The organism is Holophagales bacterium (genome assembly GCA_016699405.1).
Taxonomy (GTDB): Bacteria; Acidobacteriota; Thermoanaerobaculia; order Multivoradales; family JAGPDF01; genus JAAYLR01.
This window is the reverse complement of record CP064972.1, coordinates 1,949,134-1,970,872: the sequence shown is the minus strand read 5'-3', so window position 1 is coordinate 1,970,872 and position 21,739 is coordinate 1,949,134. Positions and strand designations below refer to the sequence as shown.

Here is a 21,739-nt window from a genome sequence, read left to right as displayed (position 1 = left end):
GCGGCGACGGCTCAGGGACAGCGCGCGAGCGCCTCGTTCGCGCGGGCGTTGCCGGCATCGAGAGCGAGGGCACGCTGCAGGCTCGGGCGTGCCGTCGCGCAGTCGCCCTTGGCCGCTGCGACCGCACCCACCACGGCATGGGCCGCGGCCAGATCGGGAGCCGCGGCCAACGCTCGCTTCGCGGCCTCGAGCGCAGCCTCCGGCTTGCCCGCGTCGAGGAGCATGCCGGCGAGCTTGGCGTTGCGCTCGGCCTGCGCCAGGTCGCCGTCGATCTTCACCGCCGCCGGGTGCAGGACCTCCTGCAGCTGCGCCTCGCTGATCTCGCCGAGACAGCGCTGGAGCCAGGCACGGATCGTCGCCTGGTAGTTCACCTTTTCGAACGGCAGGTAGGCGAGAAGCGTCTGCGTGCCGTCGGCGATGCCGACCGACGGATAGAGCCGGACACCGAGCTCGCCGTAGAGCTTGTCGCCGGCATCGACGAGGGTCTCGAGACGAAGCCCGGACTGCGCCGCGGCCTCGCGGGCAGCGTCGGCGCCCAGGCGGTCCGAGATCAGGCCGACCCACTCGACCGCACCGTCCTTGTTCTCCGCCCGCCGCTCGGCCTGCAACTCGCCGAGCTCGCGCAGCAGCTCGCGGCTGTGCTCCTGTGCCGGATCGAAGAAGACGAAGAGCGTCGTCTTGCCGGTCGAGAGGAACGGACGCTGGCCGCCGGAGAGTTGCGCCAACTGCGGGTTCGGCAGCTTGCCGCCGATCTCGACGTAGGCGAAAGCTCCGGCGCCGGCGGCGAGCGCCGAGACGAGCGAGAGCGCGACGAAGGCCCTCATCGCGAGGTCGTCCCGGCGGCAGGGGCGGCGGGCCGCGCCTTGCGGTCGTAGGACTTCGCGGCGTGGCAGGTCTTCTCGCACGTCCCTCCGGTGGCGGTGCTGTGAAAGTTGATGCTGAGCATCCAGCCGCCGGTGCCGTACGGCACGCTGTCCCGGACGAGGTGGTCCTGCGGCGCCGCGTGAACCTCGTGGCAAGCACGACAGGTGCGACCGCGTTCGGACTTGTTGACGTGGAGGAAGTGCAGGTTGCGCGACCCGTCGCGGAAGCCCGTCAGGCTGTCGGTGTCGGCGACCATCACCACCTGCTCGTTGTGGCAGGAGAAGCAGAGCTCGTAGCTGGCCGGCGTGAACGGCGCGTAGAAGGCGGAAGGATAGTCGGCCACCAGCAGACGGAAATGCTCGGAGCCATGAGGAACGTGGCAGGCCGAGCAGTCTCGTGCCGCCACCGGACCGTGCGGGAACCGGTTCTGCGCCAGCAACTGGCCGAAGTTCGTCAGCGGCTTGCCCTCGCGGTCGACCGGGCTCTGACCGGAGTGGCAGTTCACGCACAGGTCGTACGGCAGCCCGGCGAGGAGCTTCTCCACCTTCGCCGCGTGCGGGCTGTGGCAGGCGAGACAGGAGCGCCCCTTCTCTACCGCGTCGTGTCGCACCGCGCTCGTGGTGGCGACCCTCTTCACCTCCGCATGGCACGCGTAGCAAAGGTCGGGCGGCGACGCGGCGAGGAGCTTCGGCAGGCGGGAATCGTGCGCGTTGTGGCAGCGCGTGCAGCGCTCGACCGCCGCCCGGTGCGTGACGCGTGCCCCCGCCATCGCCTCCTGCACGTCGGTATGGCAGCTGAAGCAGATGGCGTTGACCTCGCCTCGCAGGGCGCCGGGTGAAGCGGGATTGTCCGAGGCATGGCAGAGGCCGCAGGCGCCGGCTTCGAACGGGGCATGGACCGAGACGGCGCTCGCGCGATCGGCGAGCGGGCCCTGGGGCGGCCCCGGCGGGTTGGCCGCGGCGGCAAGGGAAAGCGGGAGAAGGACGAGGACGACGAGCGACAACAGGACGGATCGGCAAGCCATGGGCTTCCCCCCCGAGAAGACCTGGAGACCCAGGTGCCGCTCAGTGTAGCCCTGCCATCGAGCCCCGATCCCACCCAAAAGGACTGGACTAGTCCTCGAATCGGACCTCTGGACCGCGATAGCGCACCACGAGGAGCGTCAGGTCGTCCCCGGGCTCGCGCCCACCGCGATGCCGCGCCGCCGCCTCGAGCAGTCGGCGCCCGATCGCCTCGGCATCGCCGTCGCGCTCCCCGGCGAGCGCCGAGCGCACGCCGCCGACGTCGAACTCGACTCCATCGAGCGACTCCGACTCGGTGATGCCGTCACTGTAGAGCACGACGCTGTCGCCGGGGGCGAGCCGGCGTTCGAGCACCGACCAGCGCGCCGCCGGTAGCAGACCCAGCAACGGACCGGTCGGCGGGACGAGCTCGAGCTCGCCGGAAGCACGAAGCAGGCCGATGGGACAGTGCCCCGCGCTGGCGAGCCGGAGCGTTCCGTCGGAAGCGAGCAGGGCGGCACCCATCGTCATGAAGCGGTTTCCGGGGTTCTTGGCGCGCAGCGAGCGATCCAGGGCCGGCAGCATCTGCTCGAGCCCCTGGCCGAGGTCGTGCAAGAGCCCGAGCAGCCCCTGCACCAGCGACATCCAGAGGGCGGCTCCGACGCCCTTGCCCGAAACGTCGCCGAGCGCGAAGCCGAGCGCGCCGTCGGCGCGCGCCGTGGCGAAATAGAGGTCGCCGCCGACGGTCCGCGCCGGCTGGGTATGGGCGAAGACGTCGGCGAACGGCAGGCGCGGCGGCGGGGTGAGCAGCGCCGCCTGGATGCTGCGCGCCAGCCCCATCTCGTGCTCGATCTTCGCCTTCTCCCGCGCCTCGCGATAGAGCTGGGCGCTGTCGATGGCGGTCGCGGCATCGGCGGCGAGCGATTCGAGCACCGCGAGCGCAGAGCGCGGGAAACCGGCAGCAGCTGTCGCGTCGGCAGGATCGCCGCCGCGCTCGAGCAGCATGCCGCCGAGCACCTCGACGCGGGCGATGAACGAGGCCTCGAGCCCCGAGCCGAGCGGGCGGCGAGCCACGAGCAACGGGCAGGCGACCTGCTGCAAGCCACCCGGCGCCGCCTGGGCGAGCACCCGGCGTTCGGCAACCGCGCGCTCGAGCAGCGCACCGCTTTCGGCGGAGAGCGCGCTCGACGTACCCGGCGGGAAGCTCACGGCTGCCGTCCGCCCGCCCGCTTCGTCGAGGAGCATGACGGCGCCGCGCTCGGCGTCGAGCAGCTTGGCGGCCGCCTGCAACACCACCTGCAGGACCTCGTCGAGGACCGTGGCGGCGTTGAGCGCCCGCGCCACGTCCATCAGGGTCTGCAGATGACGGAGGTTCTCGCCCTCCTCCGGGCGCGGCTCGGCGGCGCGGCGCAGCTGGTTGAGGTCGAGCGCCAGCGAGGTCGAACCGGTGTCGACCTCCTGAGCCACCTCGTACTCGACACGCGGACCGAAGCGCACCACGTCGCCCGGCGAGAGCGGACAGCGCTGGACCCGCGTTTCGTTGACGTAAGTGCCGCCGGCCGAGCCGAGATCCTCGACCTCGAGCCGCGAACCGTCGCGCCGCAACACGGCGTGGCGGCGCGACACCGTGGCATCGGCGATCGCCAGGTCGCTCGCCGGATCGCGGCCGACCCGCTGCTCGCTCGCTTGCGGACGGAAACGCGCCGGCCCGCGCGAAGAATCGCGGGCCACGAGCAGGTAGGTGAACGCTCCCATGGCGGTGGTCAGCCTCCGAAACGCCGGCCGAGATGGTGCCAGGCCTGGCGCATCCACCAGTTCCACTGGTGTGCCGAGTCGTGGCCCCAGATGTCCCGCTCGTGCGGGATCCCCTTGTCGGCGAGCAGGTCGGCCAGGGCCAGCGTCTCCTCGATGCAACCCTCTTCCCACGGCCCTCGGCCACAGACCAGCGAGAGCGAGGTGTTGTCGCGCACGCGTTCGAGCGCGGCACCCTCGAGACCGCGCACGTACGCCAGCGGGTTGTTGAAGTAAACCTCCGGGCTCGAGTAGCCGCCGATGAAGTTCGTCATCTCGTACCGCCCGCTCATGCAGAGGGCCCAGCGGAAGGTCTCCGGCTGCTTGAGGGCGAAGTTCGCCGCGTAGAAGCCGCCGAACGAGCAGCCGGCGGTGGCGAGCGGCAACGTCTCCGAGCGGCAATCGGCCCGCACCGCCGGCACCAGCGTCTCGAGGACGAAGCGCTCGTAGGCGAGGTGCCGCTGGATCCGCCATGCCGGATCGGCGTCCTGGCGGGTCCACGCCTCGCTCACGTTGCTCTCCGGGCAGTAGAGCTTGATCCGCCCTCCGTCGAGCAACGGTGCGAGCGAGGCGACCATCCCCTGCGCCTCCCACTCGTGAGCGAAACCGGCGGCCGACGGAAAGACGACGATCGGCTGGCCGAAGTGCCCGTAGACCCAGAGATGGATGCGGCGGCCGAGCGGCGGGCTGTCGAGCTGATAGTGATCGCGGCGCATCGTCGACTCGCGACTCAGCCTTCGCTCGACGAGCCCGCGGCCACTGACGGCCTCTCGGGCACCGGGTCCGGCGGCGCGGTCGCGTCGGTCGCGTCGCGGCCTCCGGCGAGCAGCCGCAATCGCAGGCGCACCGCGTCGAGCTCGGCGGCCACCCAGAGCCGCACGCCGCGCAACGCCATGCGCAGCGGCGCGGTATCGGGCGCGAAGTAGGCGGTCAGCCGCCGGCCGGCGTTGCGTCGCCCGGCCTCTCCCGCCCGGCGGCGCCACTCGGCGATCTTCTTGAAACGGCGATTGGCCGTCTTCATCAGCCAGTAGTTGAACGCCGCCTCGCGCGGTCCGAGCACCGGCATCCAGAAGAACCGCTTGTGCAGCCGGTAGGCGGGGGTGACGACGAAGAGGTAGTACTGCGCCGTCTCGATCAGGAAGGCGGCCGACAGGAGGTCGTGCTCGCCCATGTAGAAGTACTTGTCGCGGTAGATCGCCTCGAAGAAGCGCAGGTACGAGCGACGGAAGGTGGCGTTGTGCTCGGCCAGGCGTTCGGCGATCGGCTCGCCGCGGCTCTCCGCCTTGACCAGCTCGACCGACGCCTCGATGGTGAACGACGCATGGTCGAGCCCGGGCGAATAGTAGGGGTCGAGGAACGCCGCCGCATCGCCGAGCAGCGCCCAGCCCGGCCCGGCGTACTGCCGGCAGAGATAGGCGAGACGCGAGTAGCCGCGATAGTCCTCCTCGCGCAGCGTCGCGCCGGCGAGCAGCTCGCCGAGCAGCGGATGCGCGCGCAGGAACGCCTCGAACGCGCCGCGCGGATCGCCGCGGTGCGCGCCCTGCGGGTCGAGGTCGAGCAGCCGGCGGTCGTAGACCACGCCGATGCTCGTCTCGCCGTTGCCGAGCGGAATCACCCACACCCAATAGCCACGGCCGACGTAGTGATTGGTGCCGAGGCGACGCGATCCGATGTTCCCGGCGGCCAGCGCCGGGTACTCGCGCGCGGCAAGGTCGTCGATGTGCCGGACATCGCGGAAGCGTCCCCAGCAGGAGGTCGTCGGGTGCTCGTCGGTGCGGTCGACCAGACCGAGTCGCTTGCCGACGAAGGTCGCCCGCCCCGTGGCATCGAGCAGCCAGCGGCAGCGCACGTCGAGCCGTTCGCGGCCGCGCTCGATCGTCACCCGGTGATCGAGCTCGCCGATCTCGACCTCGACGGCACGCGCCGGACGCCAGACGGTCGCCCCTTCGCGCTCCGCCTCGGCGAGAAGGTGCTCGTCGAGCACGTCGCGGCGCAGTTGGAACGAGGGAATCGTCGACCGCAGGTAGCCTCCGGTCTCCGATGCCTCGCCGTGGTTGTGGACCCCCTCGTTGACGAACCAGTAGCGGAGGCCCTCCTTGGGGAGGTGCTCGGCTTCGAGATGTCGCCAGAGGGCGAGACGGCGGGTGAGGAACATCGCCGACATTTCGGTCGTGGCCTCGCCGACCTTGGCGTCGAATCGCGGTGCCTTCTCCACCACGAGGATCGAGAGCTGCGGCGCCTCCCGTCGCAGCAGCGTCGCCGCCGCCGAGCCACTGAAAGCTCCGCCCAGAACGACGACGTCGTAGCGCGTGGTCTCCATCGATCCGGCTCCCGAGGGTGGCGCGGCGAGCCGCGACAAGGCGAGTCTAGCAGCGGGATGGCGGTGCGGCCGCAGGTGATCGGCCGCCGACGCCGATCAGCTCGGGCCCGACAAGGCGAGCAGTGCCGCGCGGTCGAGCTTGCCGCGATCGGTACGCGGCAGGTCGCGCACCAGGACGAGACTGCGCGGAACCTTGTGCTCCGGCAGATGCGACCGGCAGTAAGCCGCGACCGCTTCGTAGGCGAGCTCGCCGCCGGGACAGGCGACGACCGCGCGGACCTGATCCCCGGCCGCCCCCGGGGCCGGCACTCCGACGACCGCCACGTCGGTCACCCCGGCGAGCCCACGCAGCACCCCTTCCACCTCGCGCGGATTGACCTTCTTCCCCTTCACCAGGATCAGGTCGTCGGCGCGTCCGAGAAGACGAAGCTCGCGGCCGGAGAACGCGGCGAGGTCGCCGGTGAGGAAGCGACCGCCGCCCAGATCCGTCCCGGTGTCGCTCCCGTCCTCGCGGCTGCGCTCGGGCAGATAGCCGTCGGCGACCGCCGCCGAACGGACGGCGAGCCTCCCGCTCTCGGCGTCGAGCTCGAGGGCGACGTGCGGAATCGCCTCGCCGACCGAGCCGCGCTCGGCCGCCCCGCCGACTCGATCGTAGGCGATCCCGCCACACTCGCTGGCACCGTAGAAGACGTGGACCGGAAGTCCGGTGCGTTCGCGGAAGCTCGTCGCGGTCTCGGGTGCGAGCGGGGCCCCGGCGCTGACCACGAGGCGGAGGGTCGCCGGGAGCGGCGGCGGTTCGGCGAGCCGGGAGAACGCCCCCAGGAACGCCGGCACGGTGGGAAAGAAGGTCGCCTCGCCGGTCCGGGCGGCGAGCAGCGGCGCGAGGGGCGAGCGCTCCTCGGCCACCAGCAGCAGGGCGCCGCGGCGCAACGCCGGGAGCGCCAGGCTGGCAAAGCCGTAGGAGTGGGAGAGCGGCACGGCCGCGACCATCCGGTCGTCGGCGGAAAGCCCCATGACCGCGGTGAGCTGATCGTCGTCGGCGGCGAGCGCCTCGGCCCGCACGGCGATGCCGCGCGGCGCACCGGTCGACCCCGAGGTCAGCTTGACCGCCCCGAGCTCGGGTGCGAGGCGCCGCGAGGCGGCAGCCGGGGCGGGGAGATAGCTCCACTCGCCCGCTCCTGCAGCCCACGCCTGACCCGTCGCCAGGACGCCGGCACCGCCGAGCGCGGCGACCACCGCGGCGCGTGCCGGCTCCGGGGCGGCGACATCGAGCAGGATCGGCACGCAGCCGGCCCGCCGCAGCGCGAGGAAACCGGCGAGGAAGGCGGGGCCGTTCGGCGCCGCCAGTCCGACGAGTCGACCCTCGCCGAGCTCCCGCCGGCCGACGAGACCGGCGAGGAGACCCGCGGCCAGATCCACGTCGGCCACGGTGGCGCGCCGCCGCGGCGAAGCGACGAGCGGGCGGCGCGGCTCTGCGGCAAGCAGCGCGGCGAAGTCCCGGAGAATCGGATCGGAGGTCATCGACAGAGCCGGCCGCGGAGGGCTGGCTGCTCCGCTGCAAGTATACTGACCTGCCACGCCTCCGCGCCCGCTCCGCGGCCCTGGAGACTCTGCGATGAACGAGCTGACACCGCCCACCTACGACGTTGCCGTGCTCGGCGGGGGTCCCGCCGGAGCCATCGCCGCGACCCATCTCGCCCAGCGGGGACGCCGGGTCCTCGTGCTCGAGCGCGACCGGTTCCCCCGCTTCCACATCGGCGAATCGCTGCTCGCCACCTGCAACGACGCCTTCGCCGCGGTCGGCCTCACCGACAAGGTGCGTGCCGCCGGCTACCAGGTCAAGTGGGGCGCGACGTTCATCACCCACGACGGCTCGCACGACCGCTACGCCGACTTCTCCGCCTCGCGCGAGCTCGCCGAGCCGCAGACCTGGCAGGTCGAGCGGGCGCGGTTCGACCGGATGTTGCTGACCCATGCCGCCGAGGCTGGAGCCGAGGTCCGCGAAGAACACCGCGTCCTCAACACCGAGTTCGAGGCCAGCGGCGTCACGGTCACGGCGCGCGACGCCGCCGGCGCCAGCCATCGCTTCCGAGCGGCTGCGGTCATCGACGCATCCGGCCGCGCCGGCCTGCTGTCGCGCCAGCTCGGCCTGCGGCGAGAGGATCCGCAACTGCCCAATATCGCCGTCTACGCGCACTTCCGCGGCGTCCCGCCGCTCGAAGGGCGGCGCCGCGGCGACATCCGCATCGTGGCGCGCCACGACGCCGGCTGGTTCTGGGTGATTCCGATCTCCGACGAGCTGATGAGCGTCGGTGTCGTCCTGCCCAAGCCGCTCTTCGACCGGCTGCCGCGCGGCTCGCACGAGGGGATGCTCCGTCACGCCGTCGCCGAGACGCCGGTGATGGCCGAGCTGATGCGCCAGGCCGAGCTCGTCTGGGAGGCGCGGGTCGAGAAGGAGTTCTCCTACTCCACCTCGGCCTACGCCGGGGACCGCTGGCTGCTCGCCGGCGACTCCGGCTCGTTCCTCGACCCGGTCTTTTCGTCCGGCGTCGCCATCGCCCTCGAGTCTGGGCTCGAAGCGGCGCGCGCCGCCGACCAGGCCCTCACCCGCGGCGACCTCTCGGCGCGATCCTTCCGTCGCTTCGACGCTCGGCAACGAGCACGCTACGAAGCCTTCCGTCGCTTCGTGCTCGCCTTCTACACCCCGAGCTTCCGCGACCTCTTCTTCCAGCCCGCCGCCAACCCGGCGTTCTTCCGCGCCGTGGTGACGGTGCTCGGCGGACGCTGGCGACCGACGCTGCCGACGCGGATGCTGATCGCGATCTTCTTCGTCATCGTGCGGTTGCAGGACCGTTTCGATCTCGCCCCTCGCATCTATCCCAGGGGCGAGGACGGCCGCGCTCGTCTGGCCGGCGCACCGGGCAACTGAGGTCGGGAAGGAGCGCCCCGCCATGGTCACCGCCTCGCCGGCTCGCACGGTGCTCGCCGACCGCATCCGCACCTTGCTCGTCGAGGCACTGCATCTCGACGGGCTCGACCCGTTCGCCATCGACCTCGATTCCCCGCTCTTCGGCGACGGCCTCGGCCTCGACTCGGTCGATGCGCTCGAGCTCGTCGTCGCGCTCGAACGGGAGTTCGGCATCGCCATTCCCAGCACGGAGGTGGACGACGAGTCCTTCGGCTCGGTGGCCAAGGTCGTCTCGCTGGTCGAGCGTCTCGAGCGCTCCCGGACCGAGCAGGGAGGCCGCGGGTGACCGATCTGCGCCCTCGACCCGCCGTCGTGGTCACCGGGATCGGGGCGGTCTCCGGCTACGGCCTCGGCGTCGCAGCGCTCTGGCGCGGGCTCGCCGGGGGCCGGACGTCGATCCGCGAAGTGACCCGATTCGACGTCGAGCCCCATCGCACCCGCGTCGCCGCCGAGGTGCCGGGCGACGTCGCGCCGGTGCGCCGCTTCCGTGGCGCGTCGCTCGCCGACCGCTTCGGTCTCGCGGCCGCCGACGAGGCGCTCGCCCACGCCGGCCTCGCCGACGGCTTCGGCGACCGGCGGGTCGGCGTCTACTTCGGCTGCTCGACCGGCGGCACCTTCGAGACCGAGCTCTTCTACGACGGCTGGACCGGCGCCCGCGGCCGGCGCACCTCGCTCCGACTGCTGCTCTCCCAACAGACGAGCGCGCCGGGCGACGCCGTGGCCCGGGCCGTCGGCGCGAGCGGCCCGACGCGGACCATCTGCTCGGCCTGCGCCTCGGCAACCCTCGCCCTCGGCGACGCCCTCGACGACTTGCGCCGCGGCGAGGTCGACGTGGCGTTGGCCGGCGGCGCCGACGCTCTCTGTCAGCTCACCTTCGCCGGTTTCAACTCGCTGCGCGCCGTCGACCCCAGCCCGTGCCGTCCGTTCCGCGCCGACCGCGAAGGGATGTCGATCGGCGAGGGCGCGGCGATGCTCGTCCTCGAGCGCCAGGCGGACGCCGTCGCACGCGGCGCCCGGCCGCTCGCCCGGCTGCTCGGCGCCGGTGCCTCCTGCGACGCTCACCACATGACGGCTCCCGACCCGAGCGGCCTGGGGGTAGCGCGGGCGATCCACGCGGCACTCGCCGACGCCGGCCTGGAGCCGGCGCAGATCGACTTCGTCAACGCCCACGGCACCGGCACGCCGCTCAACGACGCGGCCGAGTGGGCGGCGCTCGCCGAAGTCTTCGGCGAACGCGCCGGACGGATCCCGGTGACTTCGACGAAGGGCGCCGTCGGCCATCTGCTCGGCTCCGCCGGGGCGATCGAAGCGGTCGCCACGGTGCTCTGCCTGATCGAGCACGCCGTCCATCCGACCCCCGGCGGCGGCGCCGTGGACCCGCAGGGCCCCGTCGATCTGGTGCGGGACCTGCCGCGCCCGGTCGCGGCCGAGGCGATCGCTCTCTCGACCAACTTCGCCTTCGGCGGCAGCAACGCCGCCGTCGTCCTCACGGGAGGCGGGTGATGAGCCGCGTCGTCGTGACCGGCGTGGGCTGGGTCGGCTCGCACGGCGCGGGGCGCGACGCCCTGACGGCGGCGCTCGCCGCCGGCCAACCGGCGACGGTCGAGGTCGATCGCTCGGCAGGACACCATCGCCCGAGCGGCGCCCGCCTGGCCGCGCTGGTGCCCGCCGAGTCGCTCGCACCTCTCGTCCCGGCGGCAGCCGCACGGCGGATGAGCTACCCGTCGCGCCTGGCGGTGGCCGCCATGCGCCTCGCCTTTGCCGACGCCGGGCTCGACGAGAAGAGCTCTCCATTCGATGCGACCGGGATCGTCATGGCGACCGCCTTCGGTCCGGTGAGGATCACCGAGCAGATGCTCGACGCGATTCTTCACCGCGGCCCCGACCAGGCCTCGCCCTTCCACTTCACCGAGTCGGTGGCGAGCGCTCCCGCGTCCCAGATGGCGCTCGCCTGCAAGGCGCTCGGGCCGAACGTGACGATCACCCAGCGCGAGGCCGGGCCGCTGCTGGCGCTCGCCGAAGGGGCGCGCCTGGTCGTCACCGGGCGCGTCGGCCGTGCCCTCGTCGGCTCGGTCGAAGAGATGTCGCCGCTGCTCCATGCGCTCCTCGATCGGTTCCGCGCCCTCGCCCTGCCGGAGCCGGACGGCCGGGAACGTCCGCGCCCATTCGACCGCGACCGCACGGGACTGCTCGCCGCCGAAGGCGCGGCCGTCCTGGTGCTCGAGTCGGAGCCGACGGCCGCCGCGCGCGGCGCTCGACCGCTCGCCGTGGTAAACGCCGCCTGGGGAGGGTTCGACCCGACGGCGCCGCCGCTCTCCTGGGGTCAAGGCATCGCGCCGCTCGCCGAGGGTCTCGCGCGCGGGCTGGCGCGACACGGGATCGACACCGCGTCGCTCGACCGGATCGTCTCGGGCGCCTCGGGCGCGCGCCGTGGCGATCGCCTCGAAGCGGCCGTGCTGCACCGCGCGCTCGGCGAGACGCTGCCGCCCGTGCTCGCTCCGAAGGGGACGACCGGCGAGTTCTCCGGTGGCGCGCTCGCCGCGGCGGTGCTCGCCCTCGACGGCAACGCGGACTGGCCGACCGCCGGCTTCGCCAACGCCGATCCCGCCCTCGGCCTCGCACCGCACGACGGCTCGGCGCTCGCTCCGGCGCGACGGATCCTCGCCTCGAGCCTCGCCTCGGGCGGATCGGCCGCCTGGGCCGTGCTCACCCGCCCCTGATCGCCGCCCGGTCGACCCGGCGCCTCCGAACGGTGGGAGAACCTTTCCGGCGTGCGGCGCGTACCTAGCGCCGGACGCCCTCCCCGATGACGCTCAAACTCCGCCTCGCCCTCACCTTCTTCCTGCTTTCGGCCGTCCCCCTGTCGGGGATCGCCTTTTACAGCTACGCCACCTCACGCGCCGCGCTCCGCGAGGCCGCCGAGCTCGAGGCGGAGTTGATGGCCCGGGAGATGGAGACGCGCGTTGCCAGTGTGGCAAGCGGCGTCGGTCGTCGGCTTGAGCGGCTGCGCGACCTCCCGGCAGGCGCGTGGGCGAACGCTGAGGGCGCCTCCGAGGCGACGACCCTGCCCGCCGAGGTCCTCGCCTCGCTCGCCGAGGCTGCCCCCTACTTCGAGGACCTCCGCTTCGTCCCCGAGCCGCCGACGGCGGAGGAGGCTCCGGATCCGCCTTCTGCCGCAGAGACCCCGCCCGGGATCTCTGCCCGGTCCGCGACTCGCTCGGCCCCGCCGCCCGCAGCGCGGACGAGCGGGGCGGTGCTGCCCCCCCTGCCGCGCATCGTCATCCGTACCTGGAGCGATGTCGATCAGCAGGCGCTGCACCGGGAGCTCGAGAGCGTCCGCCGCGAGGTCGCTCGCGCCCTCGCCCAGACTTCCCGCGCGCGCGCCGCCGCCGAGCGGAACGACGCCGACCTCCACACTCGTGCGGCGCTCCGCGAAGTCGAGCGCCGAGCCGCCACCGAGCTCGCTCACCTGGCCGGCACCGGCCTCGCACCGCCCGCGGCGGCCGTCCCGGCGATCGCAGCGAGCCCGGCCGAGCAGGTGCTCAAGGGCGAGTACTCCTGCCCGATCGAAGAGAACGGCAAGGTGGTCGGCACCGTCACGGCGCGGATCCGCGCCCGCGAGCTGCTCCAGGCGGTGCTCGCCGAGACCCATGCCGAACAGGGAGAGATCCCCTTCGCCATCGACGCCGGCGATCAGCTCTACGCCGCGAACACCGAGCACGCAGCCCGTCTGGCCGGCCTGCCCTGGCTCAAGGAGGCGACCGCCAAGGGTGGCCGCGGGGTCAAGGCGGTCGGCGACTGGGTCGTCGTGGCACGCCGCGATCCGGGCAGCGGGATGCGCTACGGCATCGCCCGGCCGATTTCGGAGGCGCTCGCGGCGCTCGGCCGGGCGACGGCGCGCAATTTCGGCTTCGGCCTTGGACTGGTGGCGATCGCGCTTGCCGGGATCTTCCCGCTCGCCGAGCGGATGACGCGCAACCTCGCGATGCTCAACGACGGCGCCTCACGCCTCGCCGCCGGCGATCTCGACGCCCGCGTGCCGGTGCGCTCGCGCGACGAGATCGGCCGCCTTGCCACGACGTTCAATCGCATGGCCGAGCAGCTCCGCGCCAATCAGCAGCAGTTGCTCGCCCAGGAGAAGCTCCGCAAGGAGGAAGAGATCGCCCGCTGCCTGCTGGCCGCCGAGAACGAGCGCAAGGGGCGCGAGCTCGAGGAGGCGCGTCAGTTCCAACTCTCGCTCCTGCCGCGCGAGCTGCCGCCCGTTGCCGGGCTCGAGTTGGCCGTCTCGATGCACACCGCCACCGAAGTCGGCGGCGACTACTACGACGGCCAGTCGCTCGCCGACGGAGACGTCACCCTCGCCATCGGCGACGCCACCGGCCACGGCGCCGCCTCCGCCACCATGGTGACGGTGGTCAAGAGCCTCTTCATCTGCGAGGCGGGTGCGGCCGCTCCCGCCGCCTTCCTGGGCCGCGCCAACGCACAGATCCAGCGCATGGCGCTCGGCCGGATGGCGATGGCGCTGTCGGTCGTCCGGGCGCGCGGGCGGCGGCTGACCCTCTCGGCGGCCGGCATGCCGCCGGCGCTCTGGCTCCACGCCGCCACCGGCGAGGTGGACGAGATCACGCTTACCGGCCTGCCCCTCGGGTCGATGCCCGGGGCGACGTACCAGGAGGTCGAGGTCGAGCTCGCTGTCGGCGACCACCTGCTGCTGATGAGCGACGGCTTCCCCGAGTTGCAGTCGCCCACCGGCGAGCCTCTCGGCTACGAAGCCGCCCGGGCGCACTTTGCCGCCGCCGTGCGTCGTCTCGGCGACGAGCCCTCGGGCGCCGGCGCGGTGCTCGCGGCGCTGCGCGACGCCGCCGAACGCTGGACGGCCGGCGGCGCCCCCTCCGACGACATGACCTTCCTGCTCGTCCGCGCCGCCTGAGCGCCGCGGGCTGTCGCGCCTGTGCTACCTTGCAGGGCGTGCCCGCACCTCCGGCGACCGATCTGTTCCTCGCTCTGACCCCCGAGCGCGTGCTCGAAGCGGTCGAGGGCGCCGGGCTGCCCTGTCGGCCGCTCTGCTACCCGCTCAACTCGTTCGAGAACCGCGTCTACGAAGTCGAGCTCGCCGACCGCACGCGCGTGGTGGCGAAGTTCTACCGGCCGCAGCGCTGGAGCGAGGCGCAGATTCTCGAAGAACACGCCCTCCTCGCCGAGCTGATCGACGACGAGATCCCCGTCGTCGCGCCGCTGCCGTTCCCCGGCGGCGGCACCCTGCGCTCGATTGCCGGCATCCTCTACACGGTCTTCCCGCGGCGCGGCGGTCGCGCACCCGACGACCTCGACGCGACGCTCTCCGCGCGCCTCGGTCGGCTGGTGGCCCGCCTGCACAACGTCGGTGCCCGGCGGCCGTTCGCCCATCGGCTGCGGATCGGCACCGCCACCGTCCGTGCCGACCTCGCCTGGCTCGCGGCGCACGATCGCGTGCCGCGCTCGGTGGCGGAGCGCTATTTTCCCCTCGCCACGGCGATCTGCGACGAAGCCGACCGCGCCCTGGCCGCCGTGCCGACGGAGGCGATCCGCCTGCACGGCGACCTGCACGCCGGCAACCTCCTGCTGCGCGACGGTCTCTTCCACGTCGTCGACCTCGACGACTCGCTCGCCGGACCGGCGGTGCAGGATGCCTGGCTGCTCTTCCCCGGCCGCGATCGCGACAGCCTCGGCCTGCGCGCCGCGTTCCTCGACGCCTACGAAGAGATGCGCGCCTTCGACCGTCGCACGCTGGCGCTGGTCGAGCCGCTGCGCGGCCTGCGCATGGTGCGGCATGCCGGCTGGATCGCCCGGCGCTGGAACGACCCGATCTTCCCTCGCACCTGGCCCGAGTTCGGCACCGACGACCACTGGTTGCGCGAGGTCGAAGGGCTCACCGAACAACTCGCCTGGATCCGCGGCGAGCGCCGCGGCGAACCGGACGATCCCGCCGCCGCGCCCGCGGCTGACGCGAACGACGAGCCGGAGCCCGAGCTCACCAATCGCGACTTCTTCTGGGACTGGAACGGCTAGCCGAGCGTCGAGTCGACATCGATGCGGCGGCGACACCGCCGCCGGCAGCAAGGGCACCCGGCAACGCCTCACGAGGCCCGTGTAAGATCGGCGACCCCGGCTCCGCCTCGTCGCGGATGCCTCCGATCGACACGGGAGACTCTCGACGATGGGCCTGCTCTCCGGTTCCGCCAGCCTCACCCGCTTCACGATCACCGAACGCCCCGAGGAACCGGACTTCGACGCGCTCCGCTTCGAGCCGCTGCTCGGCACGAGCGAACGGCGCGAGAGCGTCGGCTTCCTGCCCTTCGAGATCGACGCACCCTACCGGGTCGGTCACGATCGTTTCGCCTTCCGCGTCCGCATCGACAAGCTGCGGCCCGACCCGACCGCGGTCGCCGAGCGGTTCAAGGAGCTGGTGCGCGACGAGCTCGCCGCGACCGGCCTGCAGTACCTCGGCAGCCGCAAGCGGCGCGAGCTGCGCGAGCTCGCCGCCGAGGAGCTCGTCCACCGCACGGCACCGCGCGCCAAGGTGATCGAAGGCTGCCTCGACGGCACGACGCTCTGGCTCGGCACCACCGCCAAGGCCCACCTCGGCAGTCTCCTCCTGCTGCTGCGCCAGCTCGGGGTCTCGGCCGACTTCCGCGCGCCCTGGCTCGAGGAGGGCGAAGACGAGCCCCAGCACCCGTTCTTCGAGGTCCGCGAACCGGGTCAGTCGGTTTGGGGCTGCCGCTTCCTGCGGGCGCTCGTCGAAGAGGGCGATGTCCTCGTCGAGCCGCTCGCCGGCAGCGTCCGGCTGCAGACACGCGAGGCGAAGGTGACGCTTTCCGGGGCGGTGATCCCGGAGCTCCTGCGATTCGTCGACGAAGGCGCCGAGTTGCTGTCGGCCCGTCTCGTCGCCGGCGATCACCGATTCCGCCTGGAAGCCTCGACGTTCCGCGTCAACGGTCTGTCGGTCGAGACGGCGCGGCACGACCACTGGACCGAGCTGCTCGACGAACGGCTGGAGAAGATCAGCGCGCTCTTCGAGTTGCTCGACGCGAAGTATCGGGAGCTCCGACCGCGGATGACCGACGCCGAGACGCCGGTTCCGGTCGAAGACGAGCCGGAAGGCTGAGCCCTCCGGCAGCGATCAGGCCCGGCGCTGCCGACGCAACGGCAGGAGGTACGGCACCCGTTCCCGGTAGCGGTCGAACGCTTCGCCGTAGTAGCGCCGGTAGCGCGCCTCCTTGAAGCGCGGCCCGACGAAGCAGTACGCGCTCCAGGCGATGGCGAGCGCCAGGCGGTCGGGCGTCCAGACCGGCGCGGTCCAGAGCGTCAGCGCGAAGCCCAGGTAGATCGGCTGCCGCAGATAGCGGAAGAGCCCGTGCGTCGGGAAGCCGTCGAACCGGGGCGCTTCGCCGCGAAAGACCGCCATCCAGCCGAGCGCCCCACTCTGCAGCGGCAGCCCGGCGTCGGCGAGCGCCTTGCCGAGGAAGAGCCAGGCCCCGGCGAAAAGCACCGAGTGGGCGACGAGCGCGCCCCCCTGCGGCTCCCACCAGACCTTGCCGCTCGGCGACCAGAGGACGAAGAACAGCAGCAACTGGAGACTCGAAATGGCGGCGAAGACCGTCGTCTCGAGGTCCACCGCCAGCTCGCGCGGAGCGAGCATGCGCAGCCACCGCCGGCCGCTCGCGGACAGCAGGTAGGAGTGCAGCAGGGGGAACTGGCCGACCAGAAGGACGTTGACCAGGGCAGCCCATGGGCCATGGAACGGTCCCCGCCCGAGCGTCAGCCCGAAGTAGAGGCCGACCACCATGGCGCCGACCCCGGCGAGGAAGAGTCCGTGACAGGCGATCCCGTAAAGCACGGCGACGATCCGGCGGCGGACGGGGACGAGCGACGGCATCGAGGCAGTATCGTCGGAACGAGCCCGCCTCGCAAGCTCCAGCCGCGCTCGCGAGGGCAAGCGCGGCACCGCGCGATGCTACGATCAGTCGAGCGCGGCATCGGGTCGCAGACCCGGCCCAGCACCCTGGAGCTCGACCGCCCGTGGACGAACCGAACGACCTCATCCGCCCCGACGGCCCGACCGCCGATGCGGAGACGAAATGGACGCGCGACGCGGTCGCGGTCTACGGGCTCGAGCAGCCGGTACGCTGCCCGCACTGCCGGCGGCAGGTCCACGAGCTCCACGTCGTCCGCCTCTACCGCGCCCGGGTCGACTTCGTCTCCTCGCTGCCGCGCAGCGGCCGCCTGCTCGTCTGCCCGGCCTGCCGGACGCCGATCCCCGGCGAGCTCGGAGCCGTCTTCTAGACCATCGCGGCTCTCGCCGGCGCGACAGCGGCGGCGCTTGCGTGTATCGTTGACCCAGCGTTCCGAACCCTACCCACGGAGGACCCCAGCATGGTCTTCGGACTCGTCGTCCTCGCCGTCGTCGTCATCGCCATCTTCTGGGTCGTCGGCCTCTACAACGGGCTGGTGACGCTGCGCAACCGTTTCAAGAACGCCTTCGCGCAGATCGACGTCCAGCTCAAGCGCCGCTACGACCTGATCCCCAACCTCGTCGAGAGCGTCAAGGGCTACATGAAGTTCGAGCGCGAGACGCTCGAGGCGGTCATCCAGGCCCGCAACACCGCCAGCGCCGCCGCCTCGCGCGCCGCCGCCAATCCGGCCGACGCCGCCGCGATCCAGGGCCTCGCCAGCGCCGAGGGCGCGCTCTCCGGCACGCTCGGCAAGCTCTTCGCCCTCGCCGAGTCGTACCCGGACCTCAAGGCCAACCAGAACATGCTGCAGCTCCAGGAGGAGCTCACCTCCACGGAGAACAAGGTGGCCTTCGCGCGGCAGGCCTACAACGACGCCGTCATGGCCTACAACATCGGTCGCGAGAAGTTCCCCGCCTCGATCATCGCCGGCTCGTTCGGCTTCACGCCGGCGCAACTGCTCGAGGTCGAGAACCCGGTCGAACGCGTCGCTCCGAAGGTCTCCTTCACCTAGGCCGCCGCCGATGGACTTCTTCGCCCGCCAGGAGGAGGCGCGGCGGAGGACGCGCGCCCTCGCCGGTCTCTTCGCAGCGGCGGTGGCGGCCATCGTCCTCGCCGTCTACCTCGCGGTCCGCCTGCTGCTCTACAACACCGGCGTCCAGGTCGGCGAGGAGGAGCGCGATCCGTTCCTCGATCCCGAGCTCTTCGCCGGCACCGCCGCGGCGACGCTCCTGGTCATCGCCGTGGGCAGCATCTACAAGTCCGCCCAGCTCGCCCGGGGCGGCTCGGTGGTCGCGCAAGCGCTCGGTGGCCGGCCGGTGCAACCCAACAGCACCGACGCGAAGGAACGGCGTCTGCTCAACGTCGTCGAGGAGATGGCGCTCGCCGCCGGGTTGCCCGTGCCGAGCGTCTACCTCCTCGAGAAGGAGCCCGGCATCAACGCCTTCGCCGCCGGACTGACCAGTGGCGACGCGGTGGTCGCGGTGACGCGCGGCGCGCTCGACGAGCTCTCGCGCGACGAGCTCCAGGGCGTGCTCGGCCACGAGTTCTCCCACATTCTCAACGGCGACATGCGGATCAACGTCCGTCTCGCCGGCCTGCTGCACGGCATCCTGGTGATCGCCCTGATCGGCTACTGGATCCTCCGCGGTACCGGCGGACGCTCGTCGGGGAGCAGCAAGAAAGGGGGCGGCGGCATCGCCCTGTTCGGCCTCGCCCTGCTCGTCGTCGGCTGGGTCGGCGTCTTCTTCGGTCGACTCATCCAGGCCGCCGTCTCGCGGCAACGCGAGTTCCTCGCCGACAGCTCGGCGGTGCAGTTCACGCGGAATCCGGCGGGCCTCGCCGGCGCGCTGGCGCGGATCGCCTCCTTCGGCTCCGGTTCGGCGATCGCTTCGCACCAGTCCGAGGAGGTCGGCCACTTCTTTTTCGCCGACGGCGTCGCCAAGCGGATCTTCGGCTTCCTCGCCACCCATCCGCCGATCGCCGAGCGGATCCGCCGCCTCGACCCGAGCCTGGCGCCACCGGTGGAGGCCAGCGAAGCGACACCGCTCGGCGATCTCGCGGCTGCCCTGGCCGGATCCGACGACGCGGCGGTCGTGACCTCCCGCGCCGCGGGGACCAGCCGCTCGCCGTCGAAGGCGGCGGCTTTCGTGGCGGCCGCCGGCCGGCTCGACGCCGGAACGGTGGCCAACGCCAACGCGCTGCTCGCCGGGCTGCCGGGTGGATTGCGTGAAGCGGCGCGCGAGCCGCTCACCGCTCAGGCCCTGGTGCTCGGCCTGCTGCTCGACCCGCGCCCCGAGGTGCGAGACGCGCAGCTCACCGCCGTCGCCGAGTCCGGGAACAACCCGCTGCTCGGCGAGCTCCGCCAGCTCGAGCCGAGCCTGGCAGCGATCGCAACCTCGGCCCGGCTGCCGCTCGTCGACCTCACGCTGCCGGCGCTGCGACGGCTCTCGCCGGAGCAGTACGCCGACTTCGACCGGCTGATCGAGCGGCTCGTGGCTGCCGACTCGCGGATCGGCCTCTTCGAGTTCTCCTTGCAGCGCGTTCTGCGCCGCCATCTCGCCTCGCGGTTCGGCGAGCGCCCCCAGACCGGCGTGCGGTTCACCTCGATCTCGCAAGTCCGGGAGCCTAGCCACCTGCTCCTCTCGGCACTCGCCTGGTGCGGCGGCGGCGACCCGGGCCAGCCGGAACGGGCGTTCGAGGCGGGCATCGCGCTGCTTCCGGGCGCGGCCGCTCCGCCGCAGCTCACGCCGCGAGAACGCTGCGGCCTGGCCGAGATCGATCGGGCCCTCGCCGATCTGGCGGCCGCCGCACCGGCGGTACGCCGCTCGCTGCTCACCGCCTGTGCCGCGACGGTCGCCGCCGACCGGATCGCCACGGCCGACGAGCTCGAGTTGCTGCGCGCCATTGCCGACTCGCTCGGCTGTCCGATCCCGCCGGTCGCAGCAGCGATCGCCGCCTGAGCCTGTCGTCTTTCCGGCGATCTCCGCACGCGGAGGCGTGCGGAGATCGCCGCGCTACAATCGTTCGGCAGGCGAGGGCGGCCCGAGGCGCCGGGGGGCCTCCGATGTCGATGGTCGACGAGAGCAGCGAAGGGACCGCCGAGAGGAGACGCTCGTTCGTCCTCCTCCGCCTCACGCTGTTCATCGCCACCGCCTACCTCCTCCTGGCACAGACCGGTTTCGCCGGCGTCACCTTCGGCGTCGCGCTCCTCGTACTCCTCGCCCTGATCTCCAACGGCGCACTGCTGATCTTGCCGCCGGCCTGGTTCGACTCCGAGCCGTTCATCGGCGCGGTCCTGCTGCTCGACACGGCATGGATCACCGCCTGCCTCCTGTGGAGCGACGCCTTCGGACCGGAGATCTTCTACATCTACTTCTTCCTCCTCTTCCTCGCCACCATCGGCGAGAACCTCCGCCTGATCGCGCTCGGCGCGGTGATCGTGGCCTCGGCCTATGCCTACGGCATCTCGACCGTCGCCGGCGCCGACTCGTTCCTCCAGCCCGCCGCGATGATCCGTATCCCGTTCCTCTTCGCGGTGGCGATCTTCTACGGCTACCTCGTCGAAAGGGTGCGACGCGAGCGCCGGCGGCGGCTCGCCGAGCACGAATCGGTACGCGAGCTCGACGAGGCACGCAAAGGCCTCGAGGAGGTCAACCAGGAGCTCACGCGGCTCAATCAGATGAAGTCGGACTTCGTCTCGACCGTCTCGCACGAGCTCAAGACCCCGCTCACCTCGATCAAGAACTCGCTGGCCCTGCTGCGCGGCGACAAGGCCGGCCCGCTCAACGAGACGCAGGTCCGATTCCTCGAGATGGCCCAGCGCAACGCCGACCGTCTGGCCCGGATCGTCGACGACATCCTCGACCTCTCCAAGCTCGACGCCGGCAAGCTCGCCTTCCGCTTCGGCGACGTCGACGCCGGCGAGAGCCTGCGGCAGGCCGCCGTCGCCTTCGAGGGGCAGGCCCAGGCGGGCGGGATCGAGCTGCGGGTCGAGATCTCCGCCAACCTCCCGCGCGTCTGGGCCGACGCCGCCCGCCTCGACCAGGTGCTGGCGAACCTCCTGAGCAACGCGCTGAAGTTCACCGCCGCCGGCGGGCTGGTCACGCTCGTCGCCCGACCCGACGACGCCGGCGTCGAGATCACCATCGCCGACACGGGAATCGGCATCCCGCCCGAGGACCAGGACCGCGTCTTCGAGCCCTTCTTCCAGTCGCGCGACTCGCTCACCAACAAAGCTCGCGGCACGGGGCTGGGGTTGGGCATCGCCCGCGATCTCGTCCGCGCTCATGGCAGCGACCTGCGATTGTCGAGTCAGCCCGGCCAGGGAACTCGCCTCACCTTTCGCCTGCCCGCCTGGAGCTACCGGGTCGAGGAGCTGGCGGAGTTCGAAGTCTCGGTCCGCGGCTTCCGTCAGTTCCCCTATTTCGCGCTGCTCGCCATCCAGCTCGAAGACGTGGCGAGCGCACCGCTGGGCGCCGAGATCCCGGTCGTCCGCAGCGAGCTCGAGGTCTTGCAGCGCGTCGTCCTCCGCGTTCTGCCGCGCGCTCTCGACATCTTGACGCCCCAGCCGGCCCACGGCAGGCTCCTCGTGACGCTGCTCGGCACGCCGCGCGGCGGCGGCGAGACGGTGCGGACCCGGCTGCAACGGGCGTTCGAGGAGGAAGAGCAGCTCAACCCGGGCGGACCCTCGGGACGGGCTCGGGTGTTCGGCCCGCGTTGCTTTCCCGAGGACGGATCCTCGGCGATCGAGCTGCTCCGCGGTTTCGCCGAGGTCACCGACGCGACTCGCCCCTGAGCCCAGACG

General features: G+C 72.2%; 18 protein-coding genes. 11 read left to right on the top strand and 7 right to left on the bottom strand.

What is annotated here, in order from left to right:
- Positions 1-11: 11 nt before the first annotated feature.
- From IPJ17_08285 to IPJ17_08260, 6 genes are all read right to left on the bottom strand, one after another.
- Entirely contained in the window at positions 12-824 is an 813-nt protein-coding gene (locus IPJ17_08285) for a hypothetical protein (GenBank protein QQR75558.1), read from the bottom strand.
- Entirely contained in the window at positions 821-1,888 is a 1,068-nt protein-coding gene (locus IPJ17_08280) for a cytochrome C (GenBank protein ID QQR75557.1), read from the bottom strand. Before IPJ17_08280 ends, IPJ17_08285 begins: the two co-directional genes overlap by 4 nt.
- Positions 1,889-1,976: 88 nt before the next feature.
- Positions 1,977-3,620, bottom strand: a complete 1,644-nt coding sequence (locus tag IPJ17_08275) for a SpoIIE family protein phosphatase (GenBank protein ID QQR75556.1) — start codon at positions 3,618-3,620, stop codon at positions 1,977-1,979.
- An 8-nt stretch (positions 3,621-3,628) separates the two neighbouring features.
- Positions 3,629-4,372, bottom strand: coding sequence for an esterase (locus IPJ17_08270; protein ID QQR75555.1), 744 nt, complete (start codon positions 4,370-4,372; stop codon positions 3,629-3,631).
- Positions 4,373-4,386: 14 nt separating this feature from the next.
- Complete coding sequence (locus IPJ17_08265; protein QQR75554.1) at positions 4,387-5,976, bottom strand: NAD(P)/FAD-dependent oxidoreductase; 1,590 nt, start codon at positions 5,974-5,976, stop codon at positions 4,387-4,389.
- Between the two features lie 96 nt (positions 5,977-6,072).
- The gene (locus IPJ17_08260) at positions 6,073-7,497 is read right to left on the bottom strand and encodes an acyl--CoA ligase (protein ID QQR75553.1); all 1,425 of its coding nucleotides are present in this window, start codon (positions 7,495-7,497) and stop codon (positions 6,073-6,075) included.
- A gap of 94 nt (positions 7,498-7,591) precedes the next feature.
- On the opposite strand from IPJ17_08260, the gene IPJ17_08255 reads away from it, so the two are divergent.
- From IPJ17_08255 to IPJ17_08225, 7 genes are all read left to right on the top strand, one after another.
- Positions 7,592-8,905, top strand: a complete 1,314-nt coding sequence (locus tag IPJ17_08255) for a tryptophan 7-halogenase (protein ID QQR75552.1) — start codon at positions 7,592-7,594, stop codon at positions 8,903-8,905.
- Between the two features lie 22 nt (positions 8,906-8,927).
- Entirely contained in the window at positions 8,928-9,230 is a 303-nt protein-coding gene (locus IPJ17_08250) for an acyl carrier protein (protein QQR75551.1), read from the top strand.
- Positions 9,227-10,447, top strand: a complete 1,221-nt coding sequence (locus IPJ17_08245; GenBank protein QQR75550.1) for a beta-ketoacyl-[acyl-carrier-protein] synthase family protein — start codon at positions 9,227-9,229, stop codon at positions 10,445-10,447. The genes IPJ17_08250 and IPJ17_08245 overlap by 4 nt, the downstream gene beginning before the upstream one ends.
- A complete protein-coding gene (locus IPJ17_08240) occupies positions 10,447-11,664 on the top strand; it encodes a hypothetical protein (protein ID QQR75549.1) in 1,218 nt (405 codons plus the stop codon). Before IPJ17_08245 ends, IPJ17_08240 begins: the two co-directional genes overlap by 1 nt.
- Before the next feature lie 86 nt (positions 11,665-11,750).
- Positions 11,751-13,874, top strand: coding sequence for a SpoIIE family protein phosphatase (locus tag IPJ17_08235; GenBank protein QQR75548.1), 2,124 nt, complete (start codon positions 11,751-11,753; stop codon positions 13,872-13,874).
- Positions 13,875-13,912: 38 nt separating this feature from the next.
- The gene (locus IPJ17_08230; GenBank protein ID QQR75547.1) at positions 13,913-14,992 is read left to right on the top strand and encodes a serine/threonine protein kinase; all 1,080 of its coding nucleotides are present in this window, start codon (positions 13,913-13,915) and stop codon (positions 14,990-14,992) included.
- A 148-nt stretch (positions 14,993-15,140) separates the two neighbouring features.
- On the top strand, positions 15,141-16,088 hold the full coding sequence (locus tag IPJ17_08225; protein ID QQR75546.1) for a hypothetical protein: 948 nt from the start codon (positions 15,141-15,143) through the stop codon (positions 16,086-16,088).
- 15 nt (positions 16,089-16,103) lie between these two features.
- Here the strand turns inward: IPJ17_08225 and IPJ17_08220 are convergent, their stop codons facing one another.
- Positions 16,104-16,859 (bottom strand): isoprenylcysteine carboxylmethyltransferase family protein, encoded by a 756-nt coding sequence (locus tag IPJ17_08220; protein QQR75545.1) that lies wholly within the window; start codon positions 16,857-16,859, stop codon positions 16,104-16,106.
- Between the two features lie 143 nt (positions 16,860-17,002).
- Between IPJ17_08220 and IPJ17_08215 the strand changes: the two genes are divergently transcribed.
- From IPJ17_08215 to IPJ17_08200, 4 genes are all read left to right on the top strand, one after another.
- Positions 17,003-17,266 carry a hypothetical protein gene (locus IPJ17_08215; GenBank protein ID QQR75544.1) on the top strand — a complete coding sequence of 88 codons (264 nt, stop codon included), beginning with the start codon at positions 17,003-17,005 and terminating at the stop codon, positions 17,264-17,266.
- Positions 17,267-17,356: 90 nt separating this feature from the next.
- The gene (locus tag IPJ17_08210; GenBank protein QQR75543.1) at positions 17,357-17,947 is read left to right on the top strand and encodes a LemA family protein; all 591 of its coding nucleotides are present in this window, start codon (positions 17,357-17,359) and stop codon (positions 17,945-17,947) included.
- A 10-nt stretch (positions 17,948-17,957) separates the two neighbouring features.
- A complete protein-coding gene (locus IPJ17_08205) occupies positions 17,958-19,895 on the top strand; it encodes a M48 family metallopeptidase (GenBank protein ID QQR75542.1) in 1,938 nt (645 codons plus the stop codon).
- Between the two features lie 104 nt (positions 19,896-19,999).
- Positions 20,000-21,730, top strand: a complete 1,731-nt coding sequence (locus IPJ17_08200; GenBank protein ID QQR75541.1) for a HAMP domain-containing histidine kinase — start codon at positions 20,000-20,002, stop codon at positions 21,728-21,730.
- Positions 21,731-21,739: the final 9 nt, after the last annotated feature.

Bases quoted from the DNA above. Each gene is read 5' to 3' on its own strand.
- IPJ17_08270 (QQR75555.1), bottom strand. From the start codon at position 4,372: ATGCGCCGCGATCACTATCAGCTCGACAGCCCGCCGCTCGGCCGCCGC.
- IPJ17_08255 (QQR75552.1), top strand. From the start codon at position 7,592: ATGAACGAGCTGACACCGCCCACCTACGACGTTGCCGTGCTCGGCGGG.
- IPJ17_08240 (QQR75549.1), top strand. From the start codon at position 10,447: ATGAGCCGCGTCGTCGTGACCGGCGTGGGCTGGGTCGGCTCGCACGGC.
- IPJ17_08235 (QQR75548.1), top strand. From the start codon at position 11,751: ATGACGCTCAAACTCCGCCTCGCCCTCACCTTCTTCCTGCTTTCGGCC.
- IPJ17_08200 (QQR75541.1), top strand. From the start codon at position 20,000: ATGTCGATGGTCGACGAGAGCAGCGAAGGGACCGCCGAGAGGAGACGC.
- IPJ17_08250 (QQR75551.1), top strand. From the start codon at position 8,928: ATGGTCACCGCCTCGCCGGCTCGCACGGTGCTCGCCGACCGCATCCGC.
- IPJ17_08260 (QQR75553.1), bottom strand. From the start codon at position 7,497: ATGACCTCCGATCCGATTCTCCGGGACTTCGCCGCGCTGCTTGCCGCA.
- IPJ17_08285 (QQR75558.1), bottom strand. From the start codon at position 824: ATGAGGGCCTTCGTCGCGCTCTCGCTCGTCTCGGCGCTCGCCGCCGGC.
- IPJ17_08280 (QQR75557.1), bottom strand. From the start codon at position 1,888: ATGGCTTGCCGATCCGTCCTGTTGTCGCTCGTCGTCCTCGTCCTTCTC.
- IPJ17_08205 (QQR75542.1), top strand. From the start codon at position 17,958: ATGGACTTCTTCGCCCGCCAGGAGGAGGCGCGGCGGAGGACGCGCGCC.
- IPJ17_08275 (QQR75556.1), bottom strand. From the start codon at position 3,620: ATGGGAGCGTTCACCTACCTGCTCGTGGCCCGCGATTCTTCGCGCGGG.
- IPJ17_08225 (QQR75546.1), top strand. From the start codon at position 15,141: ATGGGCCTGCTCTCCGGTTCCGCCAGCCTCACCCGCTTCACGATCACC.
- IPJ17_08220 (QQR75545.1), bottom strand. From the start codon at position 16,859: ATGCCGTCGCTCGTCCCCGTCCGCCGCCGGATCGTCGCCGTGCTTTAC.
- IPJ17_08210 (QQR75543.1), top strand. From the start codon at position 17,357: ATGGTCTTCGGACTCGTCGTCCTCGCCGTCGTCGTCATCGCCATCTTC.
- IPJ17_08265 (QQR75554.1), bottom strand. From the start codon at position 5,976: ATGGAGACCACGCGCTACGACGTCGTCGTTCTGGGCGGAGCTTTCAGT.